22 protein-coding genes, 2 tRNA genes and 3 rRNA genes are annotated in these 24,773 nt (G+C 62.4%); 17 read left to right on the plus strand and 10 right to left on the minus strand.

What is annotated here, in order from left to right; all coding sequences use genetic code 11:
• The first annotated feature begins 7 nt into the window (after positions 1-7).
• From MBR110_RS06875 to MBR110_RS06900, 6 genes are all read left to right on the plus strand, one after another.
• On the plus strand, positions 8-598 hold the full coding sequence (locus tag MBR110_RS06875) for an NUDIX domain-containing protein (protein ID WP_014723354.1): 591 nt from the start codon (positions 8-10) through the stop codon (positions 596-598).
• A gap of 136 nt (positions 599-734) precedes the next feature.
• Positions 735-1,163 carry a DUF1178 family protein gene (locus MBR110_RS06880; protein ID WP_059474989.1) on the plus strand — a complete coding sequence of 143 codons (429 nt, stop codon included), beginning with the start codon at positions 735-737 and terminating at the stop codon, positions 1,161-1,163.
• A gap of 55 nt (positions 1,164-1,218) precedes the next feature.
• On the plus strand, positions 1,219-2,415 hold the full coding sequence (locus tag MBR110_RS06885; RefSeq protein WP_181709232.1) for an acyl-CoA dehydrogenase family protein: 1,197 nt from the start codon (positions 1,219-1,221) through the stop codon (positions 2,413-2,415).
• Positions 2,416-2,434: 19 nt separating this feature from the next.
• Entirely contained in the window at positions 2,435-3,568 is a 1,134-nt protein-coding gene (locus MBR110_RS06890) for an acyl-CoA dehydrogenase family protein (RefSeq protein ID WP_181709233.1), read from the plus strand.
• 34 nt (positions 3,569-3,602) lie between these two features.
• Positions 3,603-4,064 carry a MaoC family dehydratase gene (locus tag MBR110_RS06895; RefSeq protein ID WP_011885518.1) on the plus strand — a complete coding sequence of 154 codons (462 nt, stop codon included), beginning with the start codon at positions 3,603-3,605 and terminating at the stop codon, positions 4,062-4,064.
• A complete protein-coding gene (locus MBR110_RS06900) occupies positions 4,061-4,537 on the plus strand; it encodes a MaoC family dehydratase (RefSeq protein WP_060081960.1) in 477 nt (158 codons plus the stop codon). The genes MBR110_RS06895 and MBR110_RS06900 overlap by 4 nt, the downstream gene beginning before the upstream one ends.
• A gap of 45 nt (positions 4,538-4,582) precedes the next feature.
• Here MBR110_RS06900 and MBR110_RS06905 read toward each other — a convergent pair whose 3' ends face one another.
• Together MBR110_RS06905 and MBR110_RS06910 are read right to left on the minus strand one after the other, a co-directional pair.
• Positions 4,583-5,275, minus strand: a complete 693-nt coding sequence (locus MBR110_RS06905) for a glutathione binding-like protein (protein ID WP_014723350.1) — start codon at positions 5,273-5,275, stop codon at positions 4,583-4,585.
• Positions 5,276-5,430: 155 nt separating this feature from the next.
• Complete coding sequence (locus MBR110_RS06910) at positions 5,431-6,222, minus strand: oxepin-CoA hydrolase, alternative type (protein WP_011885515.1); 792 nt, start codon at positions 6,220-6,222, stop codon at positions 5,431-5,433.
• Positions 6,223-6,423: 201 nt separating this feature from the next.
• On the opposite strand from MBR110_RS06910, the gene MBR110_RS06915 reads away from it, so the two are divergent.
• Positions 6,424-7,080 carry a glutathione S-transferase family protein gene (locus tag MBR110_RS06915; protein WP_059560719.1) on the plus strand — a complete coding sequence of 219 codons (657 nt, stop codon included), beginning with the start codon at positions 6,424-6,426 and terminating at the stop codon, positions 7,078-7,080.
• Between the two features lie 41 nt (positions 7,081-7,121).
• On the opposite strand, the gene MBR110_RS06920 is transcribed toward MBR110_RS06915, so the two are convergent.
• Together MBR110_RS06920 and MBR110_RS06925 are read right to left on the minus strand one after the other, a co-directional pair.
• On the minus strand, positions 7,122-8,294 hold the full coding sequence (locus MBR110_RS06920; protein WP_059734601.1) for a pyridoxal phosphate-dependent aminotransferase: 1,173 nt from the start codon (positions 8,292-8,294) through the stop codon (positions 7,122-7,124).
• Between the two features lie 33 nt (positions 8,295-8,327).
• Complete coding sequence (locus MBR110_RS06925) at positions 8,328-8,825, minus strand: putative toxin-antitoxin system toxin component, PIN family (protein WP_011885512.1); 498 nt, start codon at positions 8,823-8,825, stop codon at positions 8,328-8,330.
• 57 nt (positions 8,826-8,882) lie between these two features.
• Here MBR110_RS06925 and yaaA point away from each other — a divergent pair, with 57 nt between their 5' ends.
• Together yaaA and MBR110_RS06935 are read left to right on the plus strand one after the other, a co-directional pair.
• Positions 8,883-9,665 (plus strand): peroxide stress protein YaaA, encoded by a 783-nt coding sequence (gene yaaA / locus MBR110_RS06930; protein ID WP_014723345.1) that lies wholly within the window; start codon positions 8,883-8,885, stop codon positions 9,663-9,665.
• An 85-nt stretch (positions 9,666-9,750) separates the two neighbouring features.
• Positions 9,751-10,905, plus strand: coding sequence for a M14 family metallopeptidase (locus MBR110_RS06935; RefSeq protein ID WP_059734603.1), 1,155 nt, complete (start codon positions 9,751-9,753; stop codon positions 10,903-10,905).
• 84 nt (positions 10,906-10,989) lie between these two features.
• Here the strand turns inward: MBR110_RS06935 and MBR110_RS06940 are convergent, their stop codons facing one another.
• The 5 genes from MBR110_RS06940 to MBR110_RS06960 all read right to left on the minus strand — a co-directional run bounded on the left by MBR110_RS06940 (position 10,990) and on the right by MBR110_RS06960 (position 16,306).
• Positions 10,990-11,634, minus strand: a complete 645-nt coding sequence (locus MBR110_RS06940) for a BspC domain-containing protein (protein WP_046424331.1) — start codon at positions 11,632-11,634, stop codon at positions 10,990-10,992.
• A 122-nt stretch (positions 11,635-11,756) separates the two neighbouring features.
• The gene (locus tag MBR110_RS06945; RefSeq protein WP_034194078.1) at positions 11,757-12,431 is read right to left on the minus strand and encodes an energy-coupling factor ABC transporter permease; all 675 of its coding nucleotides are present in this window, start codon (positions 12,429-12,431) and stop codon (positions 11,757-11,759) included.
• A gap of 428 nt (positions 12,432-12,859) precedes the next feature.
• Complete coding sequence (locus MBR110_RS06950; protein WP_009961431.1) at positions 12,860-13,954, minus strand: IS5 family transposase; 1,095 nt, start codon at positions 13,952-13,954, stop codon at positions 12,860-12,862.
• A 98-nt stretch (positions 13,955-14,052) separates the two neighbouring features.
• Positions 14,053-14,889, minus strand: coding sequence for a response regulator transcription factor (locus tag MBR110_RS06955; RefSeq protein ID WP_011885507.1), 837 nt, complete (start codon positions 14,887-14,889; stop codon positions 14,053-14,055).
• A gap of 199 nt (positions 14,890-15,088) precedes the next feature.
• Positions 15,089-16,306 carry a DUF2863 family protein gene (locus tag MBR110_RS06960; protein ID WP_011885506.1) on the minus strand — a complete coding sequence of 406 codons (1,218 nt, stop codon included), beginning with the start codon at positions 16,304-16,306 and terminating at the stop codon, positions 15,089-15,091.
• A gap of 564 nt (positions 16,307-16,870) precedes the next feature.
• Between MBR110_RS06960 and MBR110_RS06965 the strand changes: the two genes are divergently transcribed.
• The 8 genes from MBR110_RS06965 to MBR110_RS07000 all read left to right on the plus strand — a co-directional run bounded on the left by MBR110_RS06965 (position 16,871) and on the right by MBR110_RS07000 (position 23,814).
• Positions 16,871-18,403, plus strand: a 16S ribosomal RNA gene (locus MBR110_RS06965).
• 64 nt (positions 18,404-18,467) lie between these two features.
• Positions 18,468-18,544 (plus strand) — tRNA-Ile (locus tag MBR110_RS06970).
• Positions 18,545-18,582: 38 nt separating this feature from the next.
• Positions 18,583-18,658, plus strand: a tRNA-Ala gene (locus tag MBR110_RS06975).
• Between the two features lie 284 nt (positions 18,659-18,942).
• Positions 18,943-21,823 (plus strand): 23S ribosomal RNA (locus MBR110_RS06980).
• 154 nt (positions 21,824-21,977) lie between these two features.
• Positions 21,978-22,090: ribosomal RNA gene (rrf, locus tag MBR110_RS06985) — 5S ribosomal RNA — on the plus strand.
• The 16S, 23S and 5S rRNA genes sit together here with 2 tRNA genes alongside, the layout of an rRNA operon.
• A 467-nt stretch (positions 22,091-22,557) precedes the next feature.
• Positions 22,558-22,962 (plus strand): Cu(I)-responsive transcriptional regulator, encoded by a 405-nt coding sequence (gene cueR, locus MBR110_RS06990; protein ID WP_041493865.1) that lies wholly within the window; start codon positions 22,558-22,560, stop codon positions 22,960-22,962.
• Positions 22,963-23,177: 215 nt separating this feature from the next.
• Complete coding sequence (locus MBR110_RS06995; protein ID WP_011885504.1) at positions 23,178-23,324, plus strand: DUF3563 family protein; 147 nt, start codon at positions 23,178-23,180, stop codon at positions 23,322-23,324.
• Between the two features lie 115 nt (positions 23,325-23,439).
• Complete coding sequence (locus tag MBR110_RS07000) at positions 23,440-23,814, plus strand: hypothetical protein (RefSeq protein ID WP_011885503.1); 375 nt, start codon at positions 23,440-23,442, stop codon at positions 23,812-23,814.
• 15 nt (positions 23,815-23,829) lie between these two features.
• Here MBR110_RS07000 and MBR110_RS07005 read toward each other — a convergent pair whose 3' ends face one another.
• Positions 23,830-24,675 carry a 23S rRNA (adenine(2030)-N(6))-methyltransferase RlmJ gene (locus tag MBR110_RS07005; RefSeq protein WP_011885502.1) on the minus strand — a complete coding sequence of 282 codons (846 nt, stop codon included), beginning with the start codon at positions 24,673-24,675 and terminating at the stop codon, positions 23,830-23,832.
• Between the last annotated feature and the right edge of the window lie 98 nt (positions 24,676-24,773).

The raw sequence follows: 24,773 nt of genomic DNA on the forward strand, positions 1-24,773 counted from the left end.
CCCGCCGATGGCCGAACTACCCAATCACGACGCCGCACTCACCGAAACCTGTCTCGACAGCGAGGCGATTTTCGACGGCGCGTTCCTCAAGCTCAAACGCGATACGGTGCGTCTGCCTGACGGCAAGCAGGCGACGCGCGAGTACGTCCAGCATCCGGGCGCGGTGATGGTGATCCCGCTGTTCGACGACGGCCGCGTGCTGATGGAAAGCCAGTACCGCTATCCGATCGGCAAGGTCATGGCCGAATTCCCGGCCGGCAAGCTCGATCCGAACGAAGGCGCGCTCGCATGCGCGGTGCGCGAGCTGCGCGAGGAAACCGGCTACACGGCCCGCGAGTACGTGTTCCTGACGCGCATTCACCCGATCATTTCCTATTCGACCGAGTTCATCGACCTGTACCTCGCGCGCGGGCTCACGGCCGGCGAGCGCAAGCTCGACGAAGGCGAATTCCTCGAAACCTTCACGGCGACGCTGCCCGACCTGCTCGAATGGGTGCGCACCGGCCAGATCTCCGACGTGAAGACGATCATCGGCACGATGTGGCTCGAGAAGGTGCTGTCCGGCAACTGGCCGCTCGGCGCGCTGCAGAACCCCTGAGCGGGCGTCGGCGGCGAGCCGGACACGGCGTTACAATCGCGTGACGCGCCGGCCGCCGGGCCGCGCGAAGCCGGTTTAGCACGGTCGTTCAAAAAAGCGCGATTTGCGCTACACTCGTCACACGCCCTGATTCAGCATGAAGGTCCTCGATTTACAGTGTCCGCACGGTCATCGGTTCGAAGGCTGGTTCGCTTCCGCCGATGAATTCGAAGCGCAGTTGTCTCGCAAGCTGGTCGAATGTCCGGTGTGCGGGACGACCGACATCAACCGGATGCCGTCGGCGCCGCGTCTGAACCTTTCGGGCGCGACGCAGGCGCAGCCGCAGCCGGCCGATCCGCGCGCGCTGCAGGCCCGGGCGATGCGGGCGCTGCGCGAGGTGCTGGAGAAGACCGAGAACGTGGGCGAGCGCTTCGCCGAGGAAGCGCGGCGCATTCATTACAACGAAGCGCCGGCACGCAGCATTCGCGGCGTCACGACGCCCGAGGATGCGCGATCCTTGGTCGAAGAAGGCATCGAAGTGATGCCGCTGCCGATTCCCTCCGCGCTGAAAGAACCGCTGCAATGACCTTGCGCAGTGAGTCCTGGCCGGGCCGGACGGCCGCGGACAGGAGACACTGCGCATGGATCTGAATTACTCCCCCGCCGACGACGCATTCCGCGCCGACGTCCGCGCCTGGCTCGAGGCGAATCTGCCTCATGCACTGCGCGCCAAGGTACTCGACCATAAACGGCTGAACCGTGACGATTTCGCAAGCTGGCACCGCATCCTCGGCGAGCGCGGCTGGTCCGCGCCTGCGTGGCCGGTCGAGTACGGCGGCCCGGGCTGGAACGCGACGCAGCGGCACATCTGGGAAGAAGAGTGCGCCCGCATCGGCGCGCCGATCGTGCTGCCGTTCGGCGTGTCGATGGTCGCGCCGGTGCTGATGAAATACGGCAGCGAAGCGCAGAAGCGCCACTACCTGCCGCGCATCCTCGACGGCACCGACTGGTGGTGCCAGGGCTATTCGGAGCCGGGTTCCGGTTCGGATCTCGCCTCGCTGCGCACGCGCGCCGAGCGCGACGGCGACCACTACGTGGTGAACGGCCAGAAGACCTGGACGACGCTCGGCCAATATGCGGACATGATGTTCTGCCTCGTGCGCACCGATTCGTCGGCGAAGAAGCAGGAAGGCATCTCGTTCCTGCTGATCGACATGAAGACGCCGGGCATCACGGTGCGCCCGATCATCACGCTCGACGAGGACCACGAAGTCAACGAGGTGTTCTTCGAGGACGTGAAGGTGCCGGTCGAGAATCTCGTCGGCGACGAGAACCGCGGCTGGACCTATGCCAAATATCTGCTGGGGCACGAGCGCACCGGCATCGCGCGCGTCGGCGCGTCGAAGCGCGAGTTGGCCTTCCTGAAACGCGTCGCATCGAACCAGCGCAAGAACGGCAAGCCGTTGCTCGCCGATCCCGTGTTCGCCGCGAAGGTCGCGGTGCTGGAGGTCGAGCTGATGGCGCTCGAGGTGACGGTGCTGCGGGTCGTGAGCCGTGAGACGAGCGGCAAGGGGCCGGGTCCCGAGGCGTCGATGCTGAAGATCAAGGGCACCGAGGTCCAGCAGGCGCTCACCGAGCTGATGTTCGAAGCGATCGGGCCGCTCGCCGCGCCGTTCGACATCCCGTTCCTCGACGGCGAGCGCGAGCACAGCTGCGCGGGCGACGATGACGCGGCGCCGCTCGCCGCGTACTACTTCAATTACCGGAAGACGTCGATCTACGGCGGTTCGAACGAGATTCAGAAGAACATCATCGCGCAGATGATTCTGGGGCTGTAACCAGGCAACGGAGACAACCATGGATTTCAGCTTTACCGACGAGCAGCAACAGTTCGCCGACGCGCTGCGCCGTTACCTCGGCGAGCAATACGGGTTCGACGCGCGGCAGGCGATCGTGCGCAGCGATGCGGGCGTATCGGAAGCGCAATGGAGCGCGTTCGCCGAACTCGGCCTGACCGCGCTGCCCGTGCCGGACGCGCAGGGCGGCTTCGGCGGCGGCCCGGTCGACATGCTGGTCGCGATGCAGGAGCTCGGCCGTGCGCTCGTGGTCGAGCCGTACTGGGCGACCGCGGTCGCGGTCGAGGCATTGCGGGTCGCGGGCTCGGGCAGCGGCGACGATGCCGCGCTGCTGGAAGCGGTCGCGCAGGGGCACAAGCGGCTGGCCGTCGCATTCCACGAGCCGCACGCGCGCTACGACCTGTACGAGCTCGGCACGCATGCGCGCGAGCAGGGCGGCGCGTGCCGGCTGAGCGGCACCAAGTCGGTCGTCCAGCATGGCGCGCAGGCGCATGCGTGGATCGTGCCGGCGCGCGTCGACGGCGGCGGTATCGGCCTGTTCGTCGTCGAGCGCGACGCCGCGGGCGTGACGCTCACCGATTACCGGACCATCGACGGCCAGCGTGCCGCGACGATCGCGTTCGACGACACGCCCGCGCGGCAATTGGCGGGCGGCGTGCGCGATGCGGCCGCGCTCGAGCAGATTGCCGATTACGCGACGTTCCTGCTCTGTGCGGAAGCGGTCGGCGCGCTCGACGAACTGAACCGGGCGACCGTCGAATATACGAAGACGCGCGAACAATTCGGCGTGCCGATCGCGCGTTTCCAGGCGCTGCAGCACCGGATGGTCGACATGCTGATACACGCGGAGCAGGCGCGTTCGCTGACCTACCTCGCCGCGGTCCGATATGCGGGCGACGATGCCGATGCGCGGCGCAAGGCCGTGTCGGCGGCGAAGGCGCGCGTCGGCGCGGCCGCGCGCTTCGTCGGACAGCAGGCCGTGCAGTTGCACGGCGGCATGGGCGTGACCAACGAGGTCGCCGCGGCGCACCTGTTCAAGCGGCTGTCGATCATCGAGACGACACTCGGCGACACCGATCATCACCTTGCGCGCATCGCGGCCCTGCCGGATTTCGCGCAAGCCGACGCGGCATGACGGTCACGCGCGAGCGTGGCACAGGAGAGACACAGTGGGAATCAGTTTCGAAGATCTGGAAGTCGGCAGTACCACCGAAATCGGACGCTATACGTTCGAAGCGGACGACATCAAGGCGTTTGCGCAACGCTACGATCCGCAGCCGTTTCATCTCGACGAGGAGGCGGGCAAGGCATCGCCGTTCGGCGGCCTGGTCGCGAGCGGCTGGCATACGTGTTCGGTATTCATGGGCCTGCTGATCGCGAAGCTCGGCTCCGATTCGACCAGCATGGGCTCGCCCGGCGTCGACTCGATCAGCTGGCTCAAGCCCGTGCGCGCCGGCGACACGATCACGATGTATCAGAAGATTCGCGACAAGCGCGTGTCGGCGAGCAAGCCGGATCGCGGCATCGTGTCGACCGAATGGATCGGCGTCAACGGCGCCGGCGACACGGTGATCATCGTGCTCAGCAAGGTGATCTTCGGGTTGCGCGATCCGCAGGGAGCGAGCGCATGAGCGACGTCGCGTTGCCGCTGATCGCGTCGGCGCAGGCGCTGCGTGCGCTCGTCGGCGCCGAGCCGTTCGCGAGCGGCTGGGTCGAGATCGATCAGCGTCGCGTCGACGGTTTCGCCGACGCGACCGGCGATCACCAGTGGATTCACGTCGATCCGGAGCGTGCGCGGCGCGAGTCGCCGTTCGGCGGCCCGATCGCGCACGGGTTCCTGACGCTGTCGCTGACTCCCGCGCTGATGACCGACGCGATGCGCTTCGAGCAGAAGATGGGCGTGAACTACGGTCTGAACCGCGTGCGGTTCCTGAAGCCGGTGCCGGTCGGTGCGCGCGTGCGTGCGCTGTTCGCCGTGAAGGAAGCAGCCGACGCCGCGCAGGGCGGCGTGCAGGTGACGTGGCGGGTGTCGATGCAGGTCGAGCAAGCCGATGCGCCGATGCTCGTCTGCGCGGCGGAATTCATCACGCTGCACTACTTCTGACGCTGCGGCATCGCCGATGCCGCAGCGTCGCACGCGGCGCGTCGTTCAGTGCTTCGCGTATTGCGTCGCCCCGAACAGGATCTCGCGCGCCTTGTCGTCCTGCAGCGCCTTGCGCAGCGACGCGAGCACCTCGACGCCGCGCTGCACGGCCGGGCGCGCGGCGATCGCCTCGTGCCAGCGTTTCACGTTCGGCAGCTCGTCGAGCACGATGCCCTGGTTCTGCCACGAACGCGTCCACGGGAACGTCGCGATGTCGGCGATCGTGTACGTGTCGCCCGCCAGATATTCGGATTGCGCGAGGCGTTTTTCCATCACGTTGTACAGCCGCTTCGCTTCGTTCGTATAGCGATTGATCGCGTATTCGATCTTCTCCGGCGCGTACAGGCGGAAGTGATGCGCCTGGCCGAGCATCGGGCCGACCCCGCCCATCTGAAACATCAGCCATTCGAGCGTCGCGTAGCGCTCGGCCGGATCGGCGGGCAGGAACTTGCCGGTCTTCTCCGCGAGGTACACGAGAATCGCGCCCGATTCGAACAGCGAGATCGGTTTGCCGCCGGGCCCATCCGAGTCGACGATCGCGGGAATCTTGTTGTTCGGGCTGATCTTCAGGAACTCGGGCTTGAACTGGTCGCCGGCACCGATATCGACCGGATGCGCGCGGTATGCGAGGCCCGTTTCCTCGAGCATGATGTGGACCTTGTGGCCGTTCGGGGTCGCCCAGCTGTAGACGTCGATCATCGTCAACTCCTTGGTTGCATGCGCGAACACGGCGCGCGGAGCGCGCCGCGACAGGCGGCCATTACAGCACGGATCGGCGAGTGCTGCAGGCGCTGCCCTGCTTGCTCCTCGCCGCGGCCGCGGCAAGGCGGCCGGCACGTTGCGAACGCGCGCGATCAGCGCTTGTAGTGCGGCTGACGCTTCTCCAGGAACGCGGTGATGCCTTCGAACGCGTCGGCGTGATGCAGCGCCGCGACGAAATGATCGCGCTCGGTCACGAGGTGTGCGTCGAGCGGCTGGGCGGTCGCGTCGTCGAGCAGTTGCTTGATGCGCGCAAGCGCGTTCGGCGAGACGCCGGCAAGCGAGTCGGCCCACGCGAGTGCGTCGCGCAATGCGGCGCCGGGCACCGCGAGCCGATTGACGATGCCGAGCGCATGCAGCCGTTCGGCCGCGATCGGTTTGCCTTCGAGCAGGATTTCGGCCGCGAGCGCCCGCGGCAGTGCGCGCGCGAGAAACCACGATCCGCCGCCATCGGGCGTGAGGCCGACGCGCGCGTACGACATCACGAACTTCGCGTCGTGAGCGGCCACGACCATGTCGCAGGCGAGCGCGAGCGAGAAGCCGGCACCGGCCGCCGCGCCTTCCACTGCGGCGATCACGGGCTTCGTCGACGCGCGGATCGCCGTCACCCACGCGGCGAGCTGATCGATGCTGTCGGCCTGACAGGACGGATCCTTCGAACGGTTGTCGAGCAGGCGGTTCAGGTTGCCGCCCGCGCAAAAGAAGCGATCGGCGCCCGTGAGCACCACGGCGCGAATCTCGGGATCGCGTTCGGCGGTCGCGAGCGCTTCGACGCCGGCCGCATACATGTCGGGATGCAGCGCGTTGCGCGCGCCGGGATTGGACAACGTGAGGACGAGCGTCGATTCGCTCTCGGGCGGCCGCGAAGCCAGCAGTTCGGCACTCATGCGAGTGTGTCTCCATCGAATGGCGCGGCGGCGGTGAGCCGCGCGTCGCGCGTGCGGACCGGCGGCTGCCGCAGCGGATGTAATGTCGTCGTGGCGGGCGGGAAACTGCTTTAGACTAGCACGAACGTGCTTTTCAGCGCGACGAATCCCGAGCCGGTCGGGCTCTGCCGCGACCGCGCCCACGCCACGAAGGAGGCTCCGATGCTGCAGTTGTGCGGTATTCCGTTGTCCAACTACTACAACAAGGTGAAGTTCGTGCTGATCGAGCACGACATCCCGTTCGAGGAAACCAAATGCAGCCTGCCGATCAGCGATCCGGCGCTGCTGGCCGATTCGCCGCTCGGCAAAATCCCGTTCGTGAAGACCGAAGAGGGCGCGCTGTTCGAGTCGCAGGCGATCATCGAGTATCTGGCCGCGCGGCATCCGGACAAGGCGATCTTCCCGTCGGCGCCGTTTGCGGCCGCGAAGGTGCGCGAGCTCGTCGAGACGCTCGAGCTGTATCTCGAATGGACCGCGCGCGAGGTCTATACCGAGGCGTTTTTCGGCGGGAAGGTGAGCGACGCGATGAAGGCGCACGTCGAGAAGCGCCTGCCGCGCGCGATCGACGCGTTCAAGCGGCTCACGCAGTTTTCACCGTACGTGCTCGGCGATAGCTTCGGTCTTGCCGACATCGCCGCGTTCGTCCATCTGCCGGTGCTCGGGATGGCGACGAAGGCGATCTACGATCGTGATTTTCTCCTCGACGCGGGCATCGACTGGAAGGCGCACGCGAAGCTGGTGGGCGCACGGCCCGCCGCGCAGCGCGTGGCCGCCGACCGCAAGGCGTACGTTGAAGCGGCAAACCTCGCGCGTTCGTAAGCACGGCCCGGCCGCCCGCGCGGCTCGCGGCGGCGCCCCGGTTACAGGCGCGCCAGCCGTTCCAGTGCGGACGCGAGCGTGCTCTCCTGTTTGGCGAAGCAGAAGCGCACGACGCCCGATTCGTGCGGCGCGTGATAGAACGCCGACACGGGAATGGCCGCCACACCGATCTCCGCCGTGAGCCACTTGGCGAATTCCGCTTCGGACACGTCGCTGATCGCCGAATAATCGACGCACTGGAAGTACGTGCCCGTGCACGGCAGCAGCTTGAAGCGCGTACGCTCGAGGCCGGCCCGGAAGAAGTCGCGCTTCTTCTGATAGAAGTCGGGCAGCGTCAGATACGGCGCCGGGTCGCGCAGATAATCGGCGATCCCCACCTGCATCGGCGTGTTCACCGTAAACACGTTGAACTGATGAACCTTGCGGAATTCCGCGGTCAGCGCCGCTGGCGCCGCGACGTAGCCGATCTTCCAGCCGGTCACATGGAAGGTCTTCCCGAAGCTCGACACGATGAAGCTGCGCGCGGCCAGTTCGGGATAGCGCGCGACGCTCTCGTGCCGCGCGCCGTCGTAGACCATGTGCTCGTACACCTCGTCCGACAGGATCAGCACGTTGGTGCCGCGCACGATCTCCTCGAGCCTGCGCAGGTCCGCCTCGCGCCACACGGTGCCGGTGGGGTTGTGCGGCGTATTGATCAGGATCATGCGCGTCTTCGGCGTGATCGCGGCGGCGAGACGGTTGAACGGAATCGCGTAGTCGGGTGCGTCGAGCGTGACGAACACCGGCTTGCCGCCGGCGAGTTCGATCGACGGCAGGTAGCTGTCGTAGGTCGGCTCGATCACGATGACCTCGTCGCCCGGATGCACCGCGCAGAGAATCGCCGTGAGCAGTGCCTGCGTCGCGCCGGCCGTCACCGTGATCTCGGTGGCGGCATCGTAGCGCCGGCCGTACAGGTGTTCGATCTTGTCGGCGATCGCGCCGCGCAGCGACGCGACGCCCGCCATCGGCGGATACTGATTCTGGCCGTTGCGCATCGCGGCCGCGACCGCGTCGACGATGCGCGGGTCGCAGTCGAAATCGGGGAAGCCCTGGCCGAGGTTGACGGCGCCTTTTTCGGCGGCGAGCGCGCTCATGACCGTGAAGATCGTCGTGCCGACGTTCGGCAGGCGCGAAGGGAAAACGGGAGCGGTGGGCATGTCGGAAGGAGCGTTCATCGATACGGTCGCAAGCGGTTGGCGCCGGGCCGTTCAGGCCGGCGTGGGAGTGGTGGCCGACGCGGTGTCGAGTGCGCACGCTTCGGCAAACGGCGCGGGCTGCGCGATCCGGAAGCCGAAGTCGCGCGCGGTGCGTTTCGCGAGCTTGAGCAGCGCGCGATCCTTCGACACGAGCCAGTCGGCCTGTGCCGCGCGCGCGAGTTCGAGAAACTTCTGGTCGTCGCGGTCCTTGCACTTCGGCAGCGGTGGCGCGTCGGCCGCAAGCGGCGGCGGCTCGACGAGGCTCGCCAGGCGCGCGACGATCGCGAGCGCTTCGGTCTTGTCGATCGCGCGAGCCTGGAACTGCGGGTAGTCGAGCACGAGCGTGAGTTCGTTCAGGCAGCGGCTGTCGATCACGGCGGCGAGCGTGCCGTGTTCGAGCGCGGCGCGGATCGGGCGCGTGGCAGGGTCGTCGAATACGAGAATGTCGATCCAGACGTTCGAGTCGAGCACGACGCGGTGCGCGGCATGCGGGGCGAGTGAGCGGGTCATTCGTTACAATCGGTGGTTTTCGTCTGACCGCAAGGCACGGCGTGCCAGCGAGCCTCTATGATAATCGTTCTCTCTCCCGCCAAATCTCTCGACTACGACACGCCCGCCCACGTCCCGTCCTACACGCAGCCCGCCTTCGTCGACGATGCCTCGGAGCTGATCGACGGCCTGCGCAAGCTGTCGCCGCAGGACATCGCGACGCTGATGGACATCTCCGACCCGCTCGCGCGCCTGAACTTCCAGCGCTACGCGGACTGGTCGCCGACCTTCACGCCGGCCAACGCGAAGCAGGCCGTGCTCGCATTCAACGGCGACGTGTACGAAGGGTTCGATGCGAAATCGCTGTCGGCCGCGGATCTCGACTACGCGCAGCAGCACGTGCGCGTGCTGTCGGGCCTGTACGGGCTGCTGCGGCCGCTCGATCTGCTGCAGCCGTACCGGCTCGAAATGGGCACCCGTTTCGCGAACGCACGCGGCAAGGATCTGTATGCGTTCTGGGGCGACCGGATCACGCGCGCGCTGAACGAGCAGCTCGAGACGCGCAGCGGCGCGGCGCGCGTGTTGATCAACTGCGCGTCGACCGAGTACTTCAAGTCCGTCAAGCCGAAGCTGCTGGCCGCGCCGGTCGTCACGCCGGTGTTCGAGGACTGGAAGGGCGGCCGCTACAAGATCATCAGCTTTCATGCGAAGCGCGCGCGTGGCCTGATGGCGCGCTACATCGTCGAGAACCGCATCGCCGAGCCGGCGGCGCTGAAGGATTTTGCGCTGGAAGGCTACGCGTTCGACGCAGCGGCGTCGAACGATTCGACTTACGTATATCGCCGGCGCATCGGCGAGTGAGCTTGCCGGCCGTTCACGAGACGGCCGGTCCATGGACGCCCCCGGGCGCGGCAATCCGCCGTTGCGCTCGACACTGGAGAGACAGATGACCCTTTCGATCACCAGCAATTTCGATGCGGGCGCGATCGACGTCGTGTCGTGCGAGCGCGCGGACGCGATCCGGCTGCGCGTACGCGGCGACAGCCGCTCGGAGTTCGCGCAATGGTTCTACTTCCGGTTGACGGGCGCACGCGGCGAACGCTGCGTGATGTCGTTCGAAAATGCAGCGGAATGCGCGTATCCGGCGGGGTGGCGCAACTACCACGCGGTCGCGAGCTACGACCGCGTCGACTGGTTCCGCGTGCCGACGACGTTCGACGGCAAGACGATGACGATCGACCATACGCCCGAATTCGACAGCATCTACTACGCGTATTTCGAGCCGTACTCGGAAGAGCGGCACGCGGCGTTTCTCGGCGCGGTCCAGCAGTTGCCGCAGGCGAGCGTCGTCGAGCTCGGCCGCACGGTCGAAGGCCGGCCGATGTCGCTGCTGACGCTCGGCACGCCGGAGCTCGACGGCGTGCCGAAGAAGAAGGTGTGGATCATCGCGCGCCAGCATCCGGGCGAGACGATGGCCGAGTGGTTCGTCGAAGGGCTGGTCAAGCGGCTTGCCGGATGGGGCGATTGGTCCGGCGATCCGGTGGCGCGCAAGCTGTACGACCGCGCGACGTTCTACATCGTCCCGAACATGAATCCGGACGGCAGCGTGCACGGCAACCTGCGCACCAACGCGGCGGGCGCGAACCTGAACCGCGAGTGGATGGCGCCCGATGCCGAGCGCAGTCCCGAAGTGCTGGCCGTGCGGGATGCGATCCATGCGACCGGTTGCGACATGTTCTTCGACATCCACGGCGACGAGGATTTGCCGTACGTGTTCGTCGCGGGTTCCGAGATGCTGCCGAGCTTTACCGATCAGCAGCGCATCGAGCAGGCCGCATTCATCGATGCGTTCAAGGTGGCGAGCCCGGACTTCCAGACCGAGCACGGCTACGCGGCGAGCAAGTACCGGGAAGACGCGCTCAAGCTCGCGTCGAAGTACATCGGTCATCACTTCGGCTGCCTGTCGCTGACGCTCGAGATGCCATTCAAGGACAACGCGAACCTGCCCGACGAGCGCGTCGGCTGGAACGGCCAGCGCAGCGCGGCGCTCGGTGCGGCGATGCTCGCGGCGATCTTGGCGCAGGTGGAGGCGTTCGCGTAAGCGCAGGGTTGGCACGATGAAAAAAAGCCGGCGCATCGTGCGATGCGCCGGCTTTTCTGCTTCTGTCGTTGCCGCTCCGTCGTATTAGGACTTCTTCGCGGTCTTTTTCTTGACGGCTTTCTTCGTGCCGCTCGATTTCTTCGTTGCTGCGGCCTTTTTGCCGGTGCGGCCGGACGCCTTGACCTTGCCGCGGTGCGACCTGCCCTTGAACTTCTTCGACGACGACGGGCGCTCGACGTGCGCCTTCAGCGGCGGCACCGGGTCGTTCCAGCTGAACGCCAGCATTTGCTGACCGACGTAGCCGCAACGGAACTTCAGCGGTGTCGGGTCACTGCCGTCACTGTGGACGCCGAGACCGTCGACGGTGACGATGTTGTCGACCTTCACGCGTTGCTTGCCCTGATCGAACGAATCGTTCCACGGCGTGATCGTTGCGTTGCCGCTTTCGAATGCGTTCGGCGCGAAGTCGACGCGGTCGAATGCCGACGACGTACTGGCGATGAAGCTGCCGTGCGCCGCACAATCGGCGACGATCGGATCGGCATGCATGTCGTTGACGAACTTGTTGATCAGTTCGGAGCGCTGGTCGAGGAGGTCGGCGAATACCGGTGCCGGAAGCGCAAGCGACAAGCCCGCGACACAGGCTGCCAGCTTGCCGAGCGCCCGAACGATCCGGAGCGAGGCAGAAGTGCTGTCCATCTGGTTATTGGTGAGGAGCGAATGAGGCATCGGGCAGGTATAGAGGCCCGATGAAGATCAGGAGTTCAATCTTAGCGTAAAAAAGTTGTGCGGCCTTAGATGCCGTACTCTGCCGCGCTGCGCAATACGACCCGGCGCACGGCGCGTGCCGTTTACGCCCGCGGACCGCCGAGGCGATAGCGCCGGACGTCGAACGTCGTCACCCACGCGGGCCGATAGATGGCGATCAGTGCTGTCGCCATGCCGGTGAACCACGCTTCACCGAGCGCGAGCAGTGCGGTGTTGAGCAGATAGCCGGCCGGAATCACGACGGGCACGCCGTCCGCCAGCGCGAGCTGCACGCCGGCTGCGGCCGCGGCGACCGAGATGATCGCGATGGCCGGTGAGAAAAAGCCCTGGCCGATGATGAACGACGCGAGGTTATGCGGCAGCCACGCGATGGCGGCGCGCTGCAGCACCGCGGACACGGCGACGGGCAGCGCGCCGTACACCAGATAAGTGAGGCCGATGCCTTGCCATGGCGCATCGAAGACCACTGCGGCGATGCACGTGACCACGCCCATCGCAACCAGCGCGAGCGTCCAGTCGAACAGCGTGACGAGCAGCGTCGCGCCGAGCAGATGCATGACGATGCCGTCTTCGAGCCATGCATTCGACGCCCACAGGACGGTGATCGCGGTGACGAGCGCCAGCCACACGTGCTGAAGCGTCGCGTCCTGCAGACGAATGAATGGGCGCTTCCAGATCGCGAGCGCGAGCAGCATCGCGGCGGCGATCCAGCCACCAACACCAACCCAGAGCGGAAGCGGTGTGAAGAGAAAACCCATGGCTTCCATATTACTCGTTGAGCATCAAAGCTGGGAATTCGCGAATGCCGACCGTCGCAATATCGATACTGTCCGGCGAGGACCTGTTACATGCTAATAACGGGTCAACCCCGCGGCCGAATTTTTCCAAACAGGGGAACGTGCCTTTGCGCCCGTATGGCGGCGCCGCTCGTCGTTGCAATAGCTACGCAGCTATTGCGCCTCCTCCCTTCTTGCCCCGCGGGCGCAAAGGCACGTTCGCCAGCCTGTTATTCGCGTGAACAGGCCCTAGCAGGCTGTTGAAAAGCGCCTCGTTCCGACGATCGGGGCACTGTTTAAAAGGGTTTCGTATGCGATTGGCCGCTGAGTTGCTGACGAATCGTGCCGGATGCCCCGCTTGCGAGCGGGCCGGCCGGCGCGTTGCCGCGCAACAGCTACGGTTGGGCGGCTCATCGCGCTGCTCCCTGCGGCACCGCTGCCAGTATTCGAGCCATTCGAGTCAGGTTGCTCGCCAGCATCGTCAGCTTGAAGTGCTGGTCGACTCGCTTGATGCCGCGATACGCGGTCTGTCGGATCCTGCCGACGGTCTTGCCCCAGCCGAAGTGCTCTTCGATGCGCTTGCGAATCACCTGGCTGATGCCATAACCGGCGTGCCGCGAGGTGCGGCCATCGATCGCGCTGCCGCCTTGATGCGCGTCGTTGCGCGCGACATGCGGCGTCACCTTGCGCGCACGACAGTCCCGCACAAAGTCGCGCATGTCGTAACCCTTGTCGGCGCCGAGCGTCTTGGCGTGACGGCCCGGCACGCAATCGAGCAAGCGCAACGCACTTGCGCGTTCGCCGAAACCGTCAGCGTGGCTGACCACCGCGCCGACCACCAAGCCCGAGCGGTTCTCCATCAGGATGTGCCCCTGATAACAAAGGATGGCTCCGCTTTGCCGCCCCTTGCGGAACAGGCGCGCGTCCGGATCGGTGCTCGATTCATGCGTATCGTTGCTGCGCCGCTTGCCCTTCCAGTCGGTGTCGACATTGCGACCACCGCCGGCTGGTGGATCGTCCGAGCCGTCCTTGGGCCGGAAGCTCTTGTGGCTGGCCCAAGCCTGGATCAGCGTGCCATCGACCGAGAAGTGTTCTCTGGACAGCAGCCCTTGCTTGTCGGCCAAGCTCATGACTTCGGTAAAGAACGCTTCGACCACTTCGTGCTCGAGCAGACGATCACGGTTCTTGGAGAACACCGAGTGGTCCCAGACGGCGTCTTCGATCGCCAGTCCGACGAACCAACGGAACAGCAGGTTGTAGCGCATCTGTTCCATCAACATGCGCTCGCTGCGCACCGAGTACAGCACCTGCAGCAGCAATGCACGCAGCAGTTTCTCCGGCGCAATCGACGCACGGCCGCTATCCGCGTAGATCGTGCCAAACAGCCCATTGAGCCGCTTCAGCGCTTGATTGACCAGCAGCCGAAGCGGCCGCAACGGGTGATCGGCCGGCACGAAGTCTTCCAGCTTCACCGTCGTGAACAGCGGTTCTTGCATCTCGTCCATTCCGCGCATCGCTCTCGTCTGCCCAAGATCATGAACACGATATCTCTAACGCACCGCTCGCAACGCCCGTTTACACCGTATCCAATTTCAACAGCCTGCTAGCGCTCGCGCCGAAACCGTACGCTCGGCTCGGCTGCGATCGGCAGATCGTGGGGGCCGGCGTTCGCCGCGGGCGACGGATAGCGGCGATCGTTCCGGTGCTTGCGCAGCGGAATCGGGCCGCGCTCGCCGATGGCGGGTTTGCCGGCCCGGTCGCGGTTGGCCAGCAACACCTCGAGATGCGGCGACAGCCAGCCGTTGTAGATCGCCACCGCGGCCGCCCGGTTTGCGGCGCCGAGCTGCTGGAAGATACTGGCGAGATGGATTTTCACCGTGCCCTCGCTGATGCCCAGCGTCCGGGCGATCATCTTGTTCGTGCTGCCCATGTGGACGAAGCGCATGATCTGCGCCTGTCGCGGCGATAGCAGCCCGCTCGGCGGGCGGCGCGGCAACGTGCCGGCGAGCGTCTGGAAATGGGTGTCGTTGCGTGTCCCGGCAGGCGAGGGCAGCAGGCTCAGCGCGATGGGCGGAATGTAATGTCCGCCGAGCAGCACGATTTCAAGTGCGCGCACGATCAGATGTGGCCGTGTGGCGTGCGGGATCACGCCGGCGACGCCGTAGTCGTAGAACCGCTGGATGGCTGCCGGCGTCGACTCGTCGACCATCACCGCAACGGGCGTCGGCGAGCACGCGCTGCAGAGCGCCTGCAGCTCACCGTGGCGGCCGACATCCGGCCAGTTGATCGCGACCAGGTCGAAGCGCTCGGTGCGCAGCAGCCGACGCGCCTGGAAACCGTCGGGCGCATCGTTGATGGTGGCGTGACGGTCGATCTGTCGTAGCAGCACCTTCAGTCCGTCACGCCGTTCGGCGTCTGAGTTCAGCACCAGGAACCGCATATCCAACCTCCATGAGATGAGTCGTTGATCCGCCGTCGGCATGTCTTCGATCCGATAGTGACAAAGACCTTACACGATGTCTGCTTGGCTGAAAGGCTTAGGAGAAGTCTGAAATTTGGACGGGAAGGCGCGCCGGTGCGAAAAAAAGCCGCTCCGGCAGAAACCGGAGCGGCTTCGGGCAGGTGGCCAGCGGCGTGGTTCAGTGAAAGTGCGGCTGGGCGGGAGAGGCGTCTTCCGGCATTTCCGCATGGACGATTTCGCCGAGCGGATCCGCATAGAGCGGCACACCGCAGTCGTCGCAATACTCGGGCTCGAAACGGCCTGCGTGCCGTCGGACGTCGGTTACACCGCATTCCTTCAGCAGACTCACGATCTCTTCGAGCGGGCCTTCGATCGGCGCCTCGCCTTCGAGCGTCGCGTTGTCGGTCGACACGTCGCCGTTCTCGCGACCGTAGAGCGGCCACACGACGCCATAGATCACGTCGTTGCTCGCCCTTCGCGTAAAGCCCACGCGGTACTCGTCGATCCGGCGTTCGCCGAAGCCTGCGACGACGGCGCGCAGTTCCTGCGGAGCCGCACCAAGTGTGTCGAAAAGATAACGAATGGCCGTTCGGACGGTGTGCGGACGGATTCGTTCGTCTGCATCACGGCATGCCGAATAGTACGCGTCCGGAAGCAGGCATTCGAACTCGCAGCCGGGAAGGGCGATCGACAGGTTCGGGCCGCCTTGGGCGGTCCATTGCTCGAGGCACTGGCCGCGCTCGATGCGATTGCCGTGTTCTTCTTCCTGCCAGCGGAACAGCGGCGCGCCGGCCGGCGCGGCGACGACGGCGAGCAGGAAGCGTGGATCGGCAAGAATCGGTGACGTTTCCGGCAAGTCGCCGAAGCTCAGCTTGGCGGCGTGCTGCCCGATCGCCGCATGCGCGAGTTGCTGCGCGAGCCGGTACGTTTCGACGTGGTGCCGCGGCAACTGGTCGATGCTGTACAGGAATGGGGCTAGGCCGACCCGCGTGCCGCTTGCGAGCACGTGCGCTTGCAGGTGCGCACGCAGTGCATCGGCGACGTCGCCTTTCAGCGGCCCCGACGGAATCATGTAGCGCGTCCAAGCGAGCACGGGCACGGCGACCAGCAGCGCATCGTACGGTTGGCCATCGTGCTCGATCACCAGCGACTCGCTGTGGGTCTCGGCCATGTCGGCGAGCGCCCCGTATGCGTCGGGGTGATTCTGTTGCAGATGGTCGAGTGCGGCGTCGAGCGTCGTCTGGTTGCCGTTGCGAACGATCTTCGCGAGCAGCGCATCGAGCTTCGCTTCCCAGAAGCGATCCTCGATGCGGCTGCCCGAGGCAAAGAGCGCAAGCGACAGGCCGACCAGTTTGTCGGCATCGGGGGGGAGGCGTTTGGCGATTCGCTGGCGCATATTAAATACATATAAAGGGGCGAAGAACCTCACATTCTAGTCCGTTCTTCGCACCTTAAGCGCCATCGTGCCCGGGCATGCCTCCGGGCCGGCGCCGGGAAGACGAAGAAAAGTTCGTCAAACCCCTTGCGCGATTGCCGTGAGCTGCATAGAATCACGCCTCTTTCGCGCTACCGGAAACGCGGCGCGGAAGGAAGAAGGGAAGCGGTGCGGTTGGGGCGGTTGTAACGACCCGAACGCACACGAAGCTGAACCCCTCACCGTCACAACGAAGCAGTTCAAAAAGTTGTTGACGAGTGAAGAAAGACGGTTCATAATCTCGCTTCTCTGCTGCTGAAAACGCAGCGCTGCTGAGAAACGCGAAGTTCCTCGCAGAAATGCTCTTTAAAAATTAACAGCCGATAAGTGTGGGCGCTTGATGGAAGCGAGCTGATCTTCGGATCAGAAAGCGAAAGTATCAAGAGTCTCACACTAAAGTAAGTCAGGTTTATGAAGTGATTCATATACCTGTCAGCTTTGAGTGAGCGACCGGTTCTTAACGGAACCGAAAACAGTAACAGGTTTAAACTGAAGAGTTTGATCCTGGCTCAGATTGAACGCTGGCGGCATGCCTTACACATGCAAGTCGAACGGCAGCACGGGTGCTTGCACCTGGTGGCGAGTGGCGAACGGGTGAGTAATACATCGGAACATGTCCTGTAGTGGGGGATAGCCCGGCGAAAGCCGGATTAATACCGCATACGATCTATGGATGAAAGCGGGGGACCTTCGGGCCTCGCGCTATAGGGTTGGCCGATGGCTGATTAGCTAGTTGGTGGGGTAAAGGCCTACCAAGGCGACGATCAGTAGCTGGTCTGAGAGGACGACCAGCCACACTGGGACTGAGACACGGCCCAGACTCCTACGGGAGGCAGCAGTGGGGAATTTTGGACAATGGGCGAAAGCCTGATCCAGCAATGCCGCGTGTGTGAAGAAGGCCTTCGGGTTGTAAAGCACTTTTGTCCGGAAAGAAATCCTTGGCTCTAATACAGTCGGGGGATGACGGTACCGGAAGAATAAGCACCGGCTAACTACGTGCCAGCAGCCGCGGTAATACGTAGGGTGCAAGCGTTAATCGGAATTACTGGGCGTAAAGCGTGCGCAGGCGGTTTGCTAAGACCGATGTGAAATCCCCGGGCTCAACCTGGGAACTGCATTGGTGACTGGCAGGCTAGAGTATGGCAGAGGGGGGTAGAATTCCACGTGTAGCAGTGAAATGCGTAGAGATGTGGAGGAATACCGATGGCGAAGGCAGCCCCCTGGGCCAATACTGACGCTCATGCACGAAAGCGTGGGGAGCAAACAGGATTAGATACCCTGGTAGTCCACGCCCTAAACGATGTCAACTAGTTGTTGGGGATTCATTTCCTTAGTAACGTAGCTAACGCGTGAAGTTGACCGCCTGGGGAGTACGGTCGCAAGATTAAAACTCAAAGGAATTGACGGGGACCCGCACAAGCGGTGGATGATGTGGATTAATTCGATGCAACGCGAAAAACCTTACCTACCCTTGACATGGTCGGAATCCTGAAGAGATTCGGGAGTGCTCGAAAGAGAACCGGCGCACAGGTGCTGCATGGCTGTCGTCAGCTCGTGTCGTGAGATGTTGGGTTAAGTCCCGCAACGAGCGCAACCCTTGTCCTTAGTTGCTACGCAAGAGCACTCTAAGGAGACTGCCGGTGACAAACCGGAGGAAGGTGGGGATGACGTCAAGTCCTCATGGCCCTTATGGGTAGGGCTTCACACGTCATACAATGGTCGGAACAGAGGGTTGCCAACCCGCGAGGGGGAGCTAATCCCAGAAAACCGATCGTAGTCCGGATTGCACTCTGCAACTCGAGTGCATGAAGCTGGAATCGCTAGTAATCGCGGATCAGCATGCCGCGGTGAATACGTTCCCGGGTCTTGTACACACCGCCCGTCACACCATGGGAGTGGGTTTTACCAGAAGTGGCTAGTCTAACCGCAAGGAGGACGGTCACCACGGTAGGATTCATGACTGGGGTGAAGTCGTAACAAGGTAGCCGTATCGGAAGGTGCGGCTGGATCACCTCCTTTCCAGAGCTATCTCGCAAAATTGAGCGCTCACGCTTATCGGCTGTAAATTTAAAGACAGACTCAGGGGTCTGTAGCTCAGTCGGTTAGAGCACCGTCTTGATAAGGCGGGGGTCGTTGGTTCGAATCCAACCAGACCCACCATTTGTCTGGCGGTAACACCCTGAGGCATCTGTACTCATGGGGGCATAGCTCAGCTGGGAGAGCACCTGCTTTGCAAGCAGGGGGTCGTCGGTTCGATCCCGTCTGCCTCCACCAATCCTCAATGACAAGCGTTCGACGCGTCGAGCTTTTGTCATTGGCGATTGAGCCAGTCAGAGTGATATGAGTAACACCATATCGGCTGTCGTTCTTTAACAATCTGGAAGAAGTAAGTAATTTGGATAGCGGAAGCGTCTTGAGATGGACGTGAAAACTATCCGGGTTGTGATTGTATCGATGTATCTCAAGATGATTCGAACTCTATGTTCGACTCAATTGGAATACGGCACAACGCGAGAACTCAACCTGTAGCGACTGTCGATGAGACAGACTCGTTATAGGGTCAAGCGAACAAGTGCATGTGGTGGATGCCTTGGCGATCACAGGCGATGAAGGACGCGGTAGCCTGCGAAAAGCTACGGGGAGCTGGCAAACGAGCTTTGATCCGTAGATGTCCGAATGGGGAAACCCGGCCCTTTTGGGTCATCCTGGACTGAATACATAGGTCCAGAGAAGCGAACGCGGTGAACTGAAACATCTAAGTAACCGCAGGAAAAGAAATCAACCGAGATTCCCAAAGTAGTGGCGAGCGAAATGGGATGAGCCTTGCACTCTTTATTTGTATTGTTAGCCGAACGCTCTGGAAAGTGCGGCCATAGCAGGTGATAGCCCTGTAGGCGAAAACAGTATGAAAGAACTAGGTGTGCGACAAGTAGGGCGGGACACGTGAAATCCTGTCTGAAGATGGGGGGACCATCCTCCAAGGCTAAATACTCGTGATCGACCGATAGTGAACCAGTACCGTGAGGGAAAGGCGAAAAGAACCCCGGGAGGGGAGTGAAATAGATCCTGAAACCGCATGCATACAAACAGTCGGAGCCTCGTAAGGGGTGACGGCGTACCTTTTGTATAATGGGTCAGCGACTTACGTTCAGTAGCAAGCTTAACCGTATAGGGCAGGCGTAGCGAAAGCGAGTCCGAATAGGGCGTTCAGTTGCTGGGCGTAGACCCGAAACCAGGTGATCTATCCATGGCCAGGATGAAGGTGCGGTAACACGTACTGGAGGTCCGAACCCACTAACGTTGAAAAGTTAGGGGATGAGCTGTGGATAGGGGTGAAAGGCTAAACAAACCTGGAAATAGCTGGTTCTCTCCGAAAACTATTTAGGTAGTGCCTCGTGTCTCACCTTCGGGGGTAGAGCACTGTCATGGTTGGGGGGTCTATTGCAGATTACCCCGCCATAGCAAACTCCGAATACCGAAGAGTGCAATCACGGGAGACAGACATCGGGTGCTAACGTCCGGTGTCAAGAGGGAAACAACCCAGACCGCCAGCTAAGGTCCCCAAATATAGCTAAGTGGGAAACGAAGTGGGAAGGCTAAAACAGTCAGGAGGTTGGCTTAGAAGCAGCCACCCTTTAAAGAAAGCGTAATAGCTCACTGATCGAGTCGTCCTGCGCGGAAGATGTAACGGGGCTAAGCTATATACCGAAGCTGCGGATGCGAGCTTTGCTCGCATGGTAGGAGAGCGTTCCGTAAGCCTGCGAAGGTGCCTTGTAAAGGGTGCTGGAGGTATCGGAAGTGCGAATGCTGACATGAGTAGCGATAAAGGGGGTGAAAGGCCCCCTCGCCGTAAGCCCAAGGTTTCCTACGCAACGTTCATCGGCGTAGGGTGAGTCGGCCCCTAAGGCGAGGCAGAAATGCGTAGCTGATGGGAAGCAGGTCAATATTCCTGCACCATTGTTAGATGCGATGTGTGGACGGATCGCGGAAGGTTGTCCGGGTGTTGGAAGTCCCGGTCGCTGCATTGGAGAAGGCACTTAGGCAAATCCGGGTGCGTAATTCAAGGGTGCGGCGCGAGCTCCTTCGGGAGCGAAGCAATTGGAAGTGGTTCCAAGAAAAGCCTCTAAGCTTCAGTCTAACGATGACCGTACCGCAAACCGACACAGGTGGGCGAGATGAGTATTCTAAGGCGCTTGAGAGAACTCGGGAGAAGGAACTCGGCAAATTGGTACCGTAACTTCGGGATAAGGTACGCCCTTGTAGCTTGACTGGCCTGCGCCAGGAGGGTGAAGGGGTTGCAATAAACTGGTGGCTGCGACTGTTTAATAAAAACACAGCACTCTGCAAACACGAAAGTGGACGTATAGGGTGTGACGCCTGCCCGGTGCCGGAAGATTAAATGATGGGGTGCAAGCTCTTGATTGAAGTCCCGGTAAACGGCGGCCGTAACTATAACGGTCCTAAGGTAGCGAAATTCCTTGTCGGGTAAGTTCCGACCTGCACGAATGGCGTAACGATGGCCACACTGTCTCCTCCCGAGACTCAGCGAAGTTGAAGTGTTTGTGATGATGCAATCTACCCGCGGCTAGACGGAAAGACCCCATGAACCTTTACTGTAGCTTTGCATTGGACTTTGAACCGATCTGTGTAGGATAGGTGGGAGGCTATGAAACCGGAACGCTAGTTTCGGTGGAGCCGTCCTTGAAATACCACCCTGGTTTGTTTGAGGTTCTAACCTTGGCCCGTGATCCGGGTCGGGGACAGTGCATGGTAGGCAGTTTGACTGGGGCGGTCTCCTCCCAAAGCGTAACGGAGGAGTACGAAGGTACGCTAGGTACGGTCGGAAATCGTGCTGATAGTGCAATGGCATAAGCGTGCTTAACTGCGAGACCGACAAGTCGAGCAGGTGCGAAAGCAGGTCATAGTGATCCGGTGGTTCTGTATGGAAGGGCCATCGCTCAACGGATAAAAGGTACTCTGGGGATAACAGGCTGATACCGCCCAAGAGTTCATATCGACGGCGGTGTTTGGCACCTCGATGTCGGCTCATCTCATCCTGGGGCTGTAGCCGGTCCCAAGGGTATGGCTGTTCGCCATTTAAAGAGGTACGTGAGCTGGGTTTAAAACGTCGTGAGACAGTTTGGTCCCTATCTGCCGTGGGCGTTGGATATTTAATGGGGCTGCTCCTAGTACGAGAGGACCGGAGTGGACGAACCTCTGGTGTACCGGTTGTCACGCCAGTGGCATCGCCGGGTAGCTATGTTCGGAAGAGATAACCGCTGAAAGCATCTAAGCGGGAAACTCGCCTTAAGATGAGATATCCCTGGGGACTAGATCCCCTTGAAGGGTCGTTCGAGACCAGGACGTTGATAGGTCAGGTGTGTAAGCGCAGTAATGCGTTCAGCTAACTGATACTAATTGCCCGTAAGGCTTGATCCTATAACAAGTCTGCCTTGTAGATCGGCGCCGTGCGAAAGCACTGGCCGCGATCCGGAGCGACATGTTGGATTCTCGTGTGTGATACACACAACCTAAATTACTGCTTCTTCCAAGATTGGTTCTGTTGGCCACGCCAGCAGAACAACCCTCTTTGCCTGATGACCATAGCGAGTCGGTCCCACCCCTTCCCATCCCGAACAGGACCGTGAAACGACTCTACGCCGATGATAGTGCGGATTCCCGTGTGAAAGTAGGTAATCGTCAGGCTCCCCTAAGCCAAGAACCCCCGCCCGAAAGGCGGGGGTTTTTGCATTGGCGCGGCAGAAAGAGCACTCGGCCAGTTGCATCGGCTCGAGTCGGCAGGATCGAACGAACCCGGTCGGTTTGCGATAGCTCGGTGATGTGCCCAGGACCGACTCGCTAGAAGCCACGCTGCTCACCAGGTTCACGACGAGTCGGCTCATATCCCCTGATCGTCACGCTGCCGCGGAACTGCTCATCGCCGGAACGCGCGATGCATCAAGCTGGCGATATCTGCGATGCATGTCCGGCGGCCACGCGCCAACGATCTCCTACTAGGCGCCACAGCCCCGCACGGCGATTATGGCAGTGACTATCGTCCCGCCAACCGCTGTCTCCCCATCGCCGGAGTGCCGTCATGCAATTTGATACGATGGAAATAGGATCGATGGTCGCTGCCATCGGCGTTACTTGAATCGAAACAGGGCGGGGCAATGAATATTGGCGAGACATCGCGTGAATCAGGCGTCAGCGCAAAGATGATCCGGTATTACGAGCAGGTCGGCCTTCTCGCTCCCAGCAAGCGGAGCGACGCCGGTTACAGGCTCTACGGTCCGGACGAAATCCATACACTGCGTTTCATCAGACAGGCGCGGCGGCTCGGCTTTCTCGTCGAGGATATCCGCAAGCTGCTGACGCTCTGGCAAGACCGGTCGCGGGCCAGTGCCGAGGTGAAGTCGATCGCGCTCGAACATGTGGCCGAGCTCGACAAACGCATCGCCGAATTGACCGACATGCGCGATACGCTCGCCGATCTGGCCGCGCACTGTCACGGTGACGGACGGCCAGAATGCCCGATTTTGGCGCGTCTGGCCGAACCGGTAGGCGAACCAGATTAGTGCATGTCTTCCAGGCCGCGAAAGACCCAGAAGCTAATTCGTATAAAAATCAATGCATTACGAAGGTTGCCTCACGTGCCATTCCAAATTGGAATGACAGCCATGCACGCATTTCACTGGCAACTTGGTGCAGCCTCGCTATAATCCGGGATAACCCTATACGGGAAATCCCTGAATCTCGATTCGCCAGGGGTCCCCCTTCCTTGGAGAACATCATGATCGCCTACATCGTTGAAAAGCTGAGCAACTGGTTCGAAACCGCCGAGCGCGAGCGCCGCGAAGCTTACCTAGCTACCTCGTCGGACATCGTCCAGCTCGAGAGCCGCATCCGTTCGCTCGAAACGAACGGCTACTCGCTGTAATCGAAGCAGTTGTCCGGTGCCGCGTGGCGCCGAATGAAAAGCAAGCCCCGTATTGACGGGGCTTTGTCTTTTTTGCGCCGCGGATCTGGCGGAATCGTCAGCGGGGCGCTATGGTATGGACCTGCTTTTCACCGGAAAAACGATCATGCGCTGGCATCCTGATGTGCGTCACCTTGCTTCCCGCGCGCGTCTCGGTCTGGGCGCTGCGGTGCTCATCCATGCGGTGGCCGCCGGCGCCGCCGCTTCGTCTGCATCCCAGGCGTTGATTCTCGACACGCAACGCGGAATCGTCGATGGCAAGGGTGGCCTGGTGCTGCAAACGGCGCCGCTGTCGTCGGAGCCGATCGTCGAGCCCGCCGGCATACGCGCGCCGGCAGGACAAGGCGCGAATTCGTCGGTGCCGCTATTCGTTGCGCCCTATATCAACGTGCCCGGCTGGAACGTCGGGCCGGCGAATCAGCCGCGCCCGGCGCCGAGACCGCAGCCCTGAGGGCGGCCCACGCGTTCAATTGCCGCGGTGTTCGATCTGATACCGCGCGCCACTGTCCTGTCCCAGGCGTTCGACGAGATACGGCAGCACTTCTTTCATGCTTTGCGCGAGCGTGTACGGCGGATTCAGGATGAACATCCCGCTGCCGTACAGGCCGAGTCCGTCCGCGGGCGGGTTCGACACCGTCAACGTCAAATGCAGCCAATTGTTCGGCTGCAGACGCTTGAGCTGTTCCGGAAAACGCTGCGACTCCATTCTCGCAACCTGCGGGTACCAGATCGCGTAACAACCGGTCGCGAAGCGCTTCAGGCATTCCGTCACGCAGCTGATGGTGCGCGCGTAGTCCTTCTTGTCCTCGTAGGACGGATCGATCAACACGAGCGCCCGTCGCGGCGGCGGCGGCAGCAGCGCCTTGATGCCCTCGAAACCGTCGCCGGCGAAGATCATCGCGCGACGCCCCGCATCGCGGAAGTTGTGACGCAACACGTCGATCTCCGTCGTGTGCATTTCGAACAGGCGCATCCGGTCCTGGTCGCGCATCAGTCGCCACGCGAGATACGGCGAGCCGGGGTAGTAGTGCAGTTCGCCGTCGGCGTTCAGTGCGCGCACTTCGTCGATGTAGTCGCTCAGCGCCTCCGGTACGCCCTTGTCGTTCCACAGCGGGCCGATGCCGGTGTCGAATTCCCCCGTCTTGGCCGCATAGCCGTCGCGCAGCGAATACACGCCGGCGCCGGCATGGGTGTCGACGTACCAGTACGACTTGTCCTTCTTGTTCAGATAGCGCAGCAGCTGGACGACGACGGTGTGCTTGAGCACGTCCGCGTGGTTGCCTGCGTGAAAACCGTGACGATAGCTGAGCATGACGAGCTGCCTGGAACGAGAGATGAATCGATGAAAGCGTGCGGTCGCGCGCGACGGTCGGGTCGCGCGCCGATGCGGCCGCGTATTGTACGCGACTG

The sequence above is a fragment of the Burkholderia sp. MBR-1 genome (assembly GCF_013822785.1).
In the GTDB taxonomy this organism is placed as follows: Bacteria; Pseudomonadota; Gammaproteobacteria; order Burkholderiales; family Burkholderiaceae; genus Burkholderia; species Burkholderia vietnamiensis.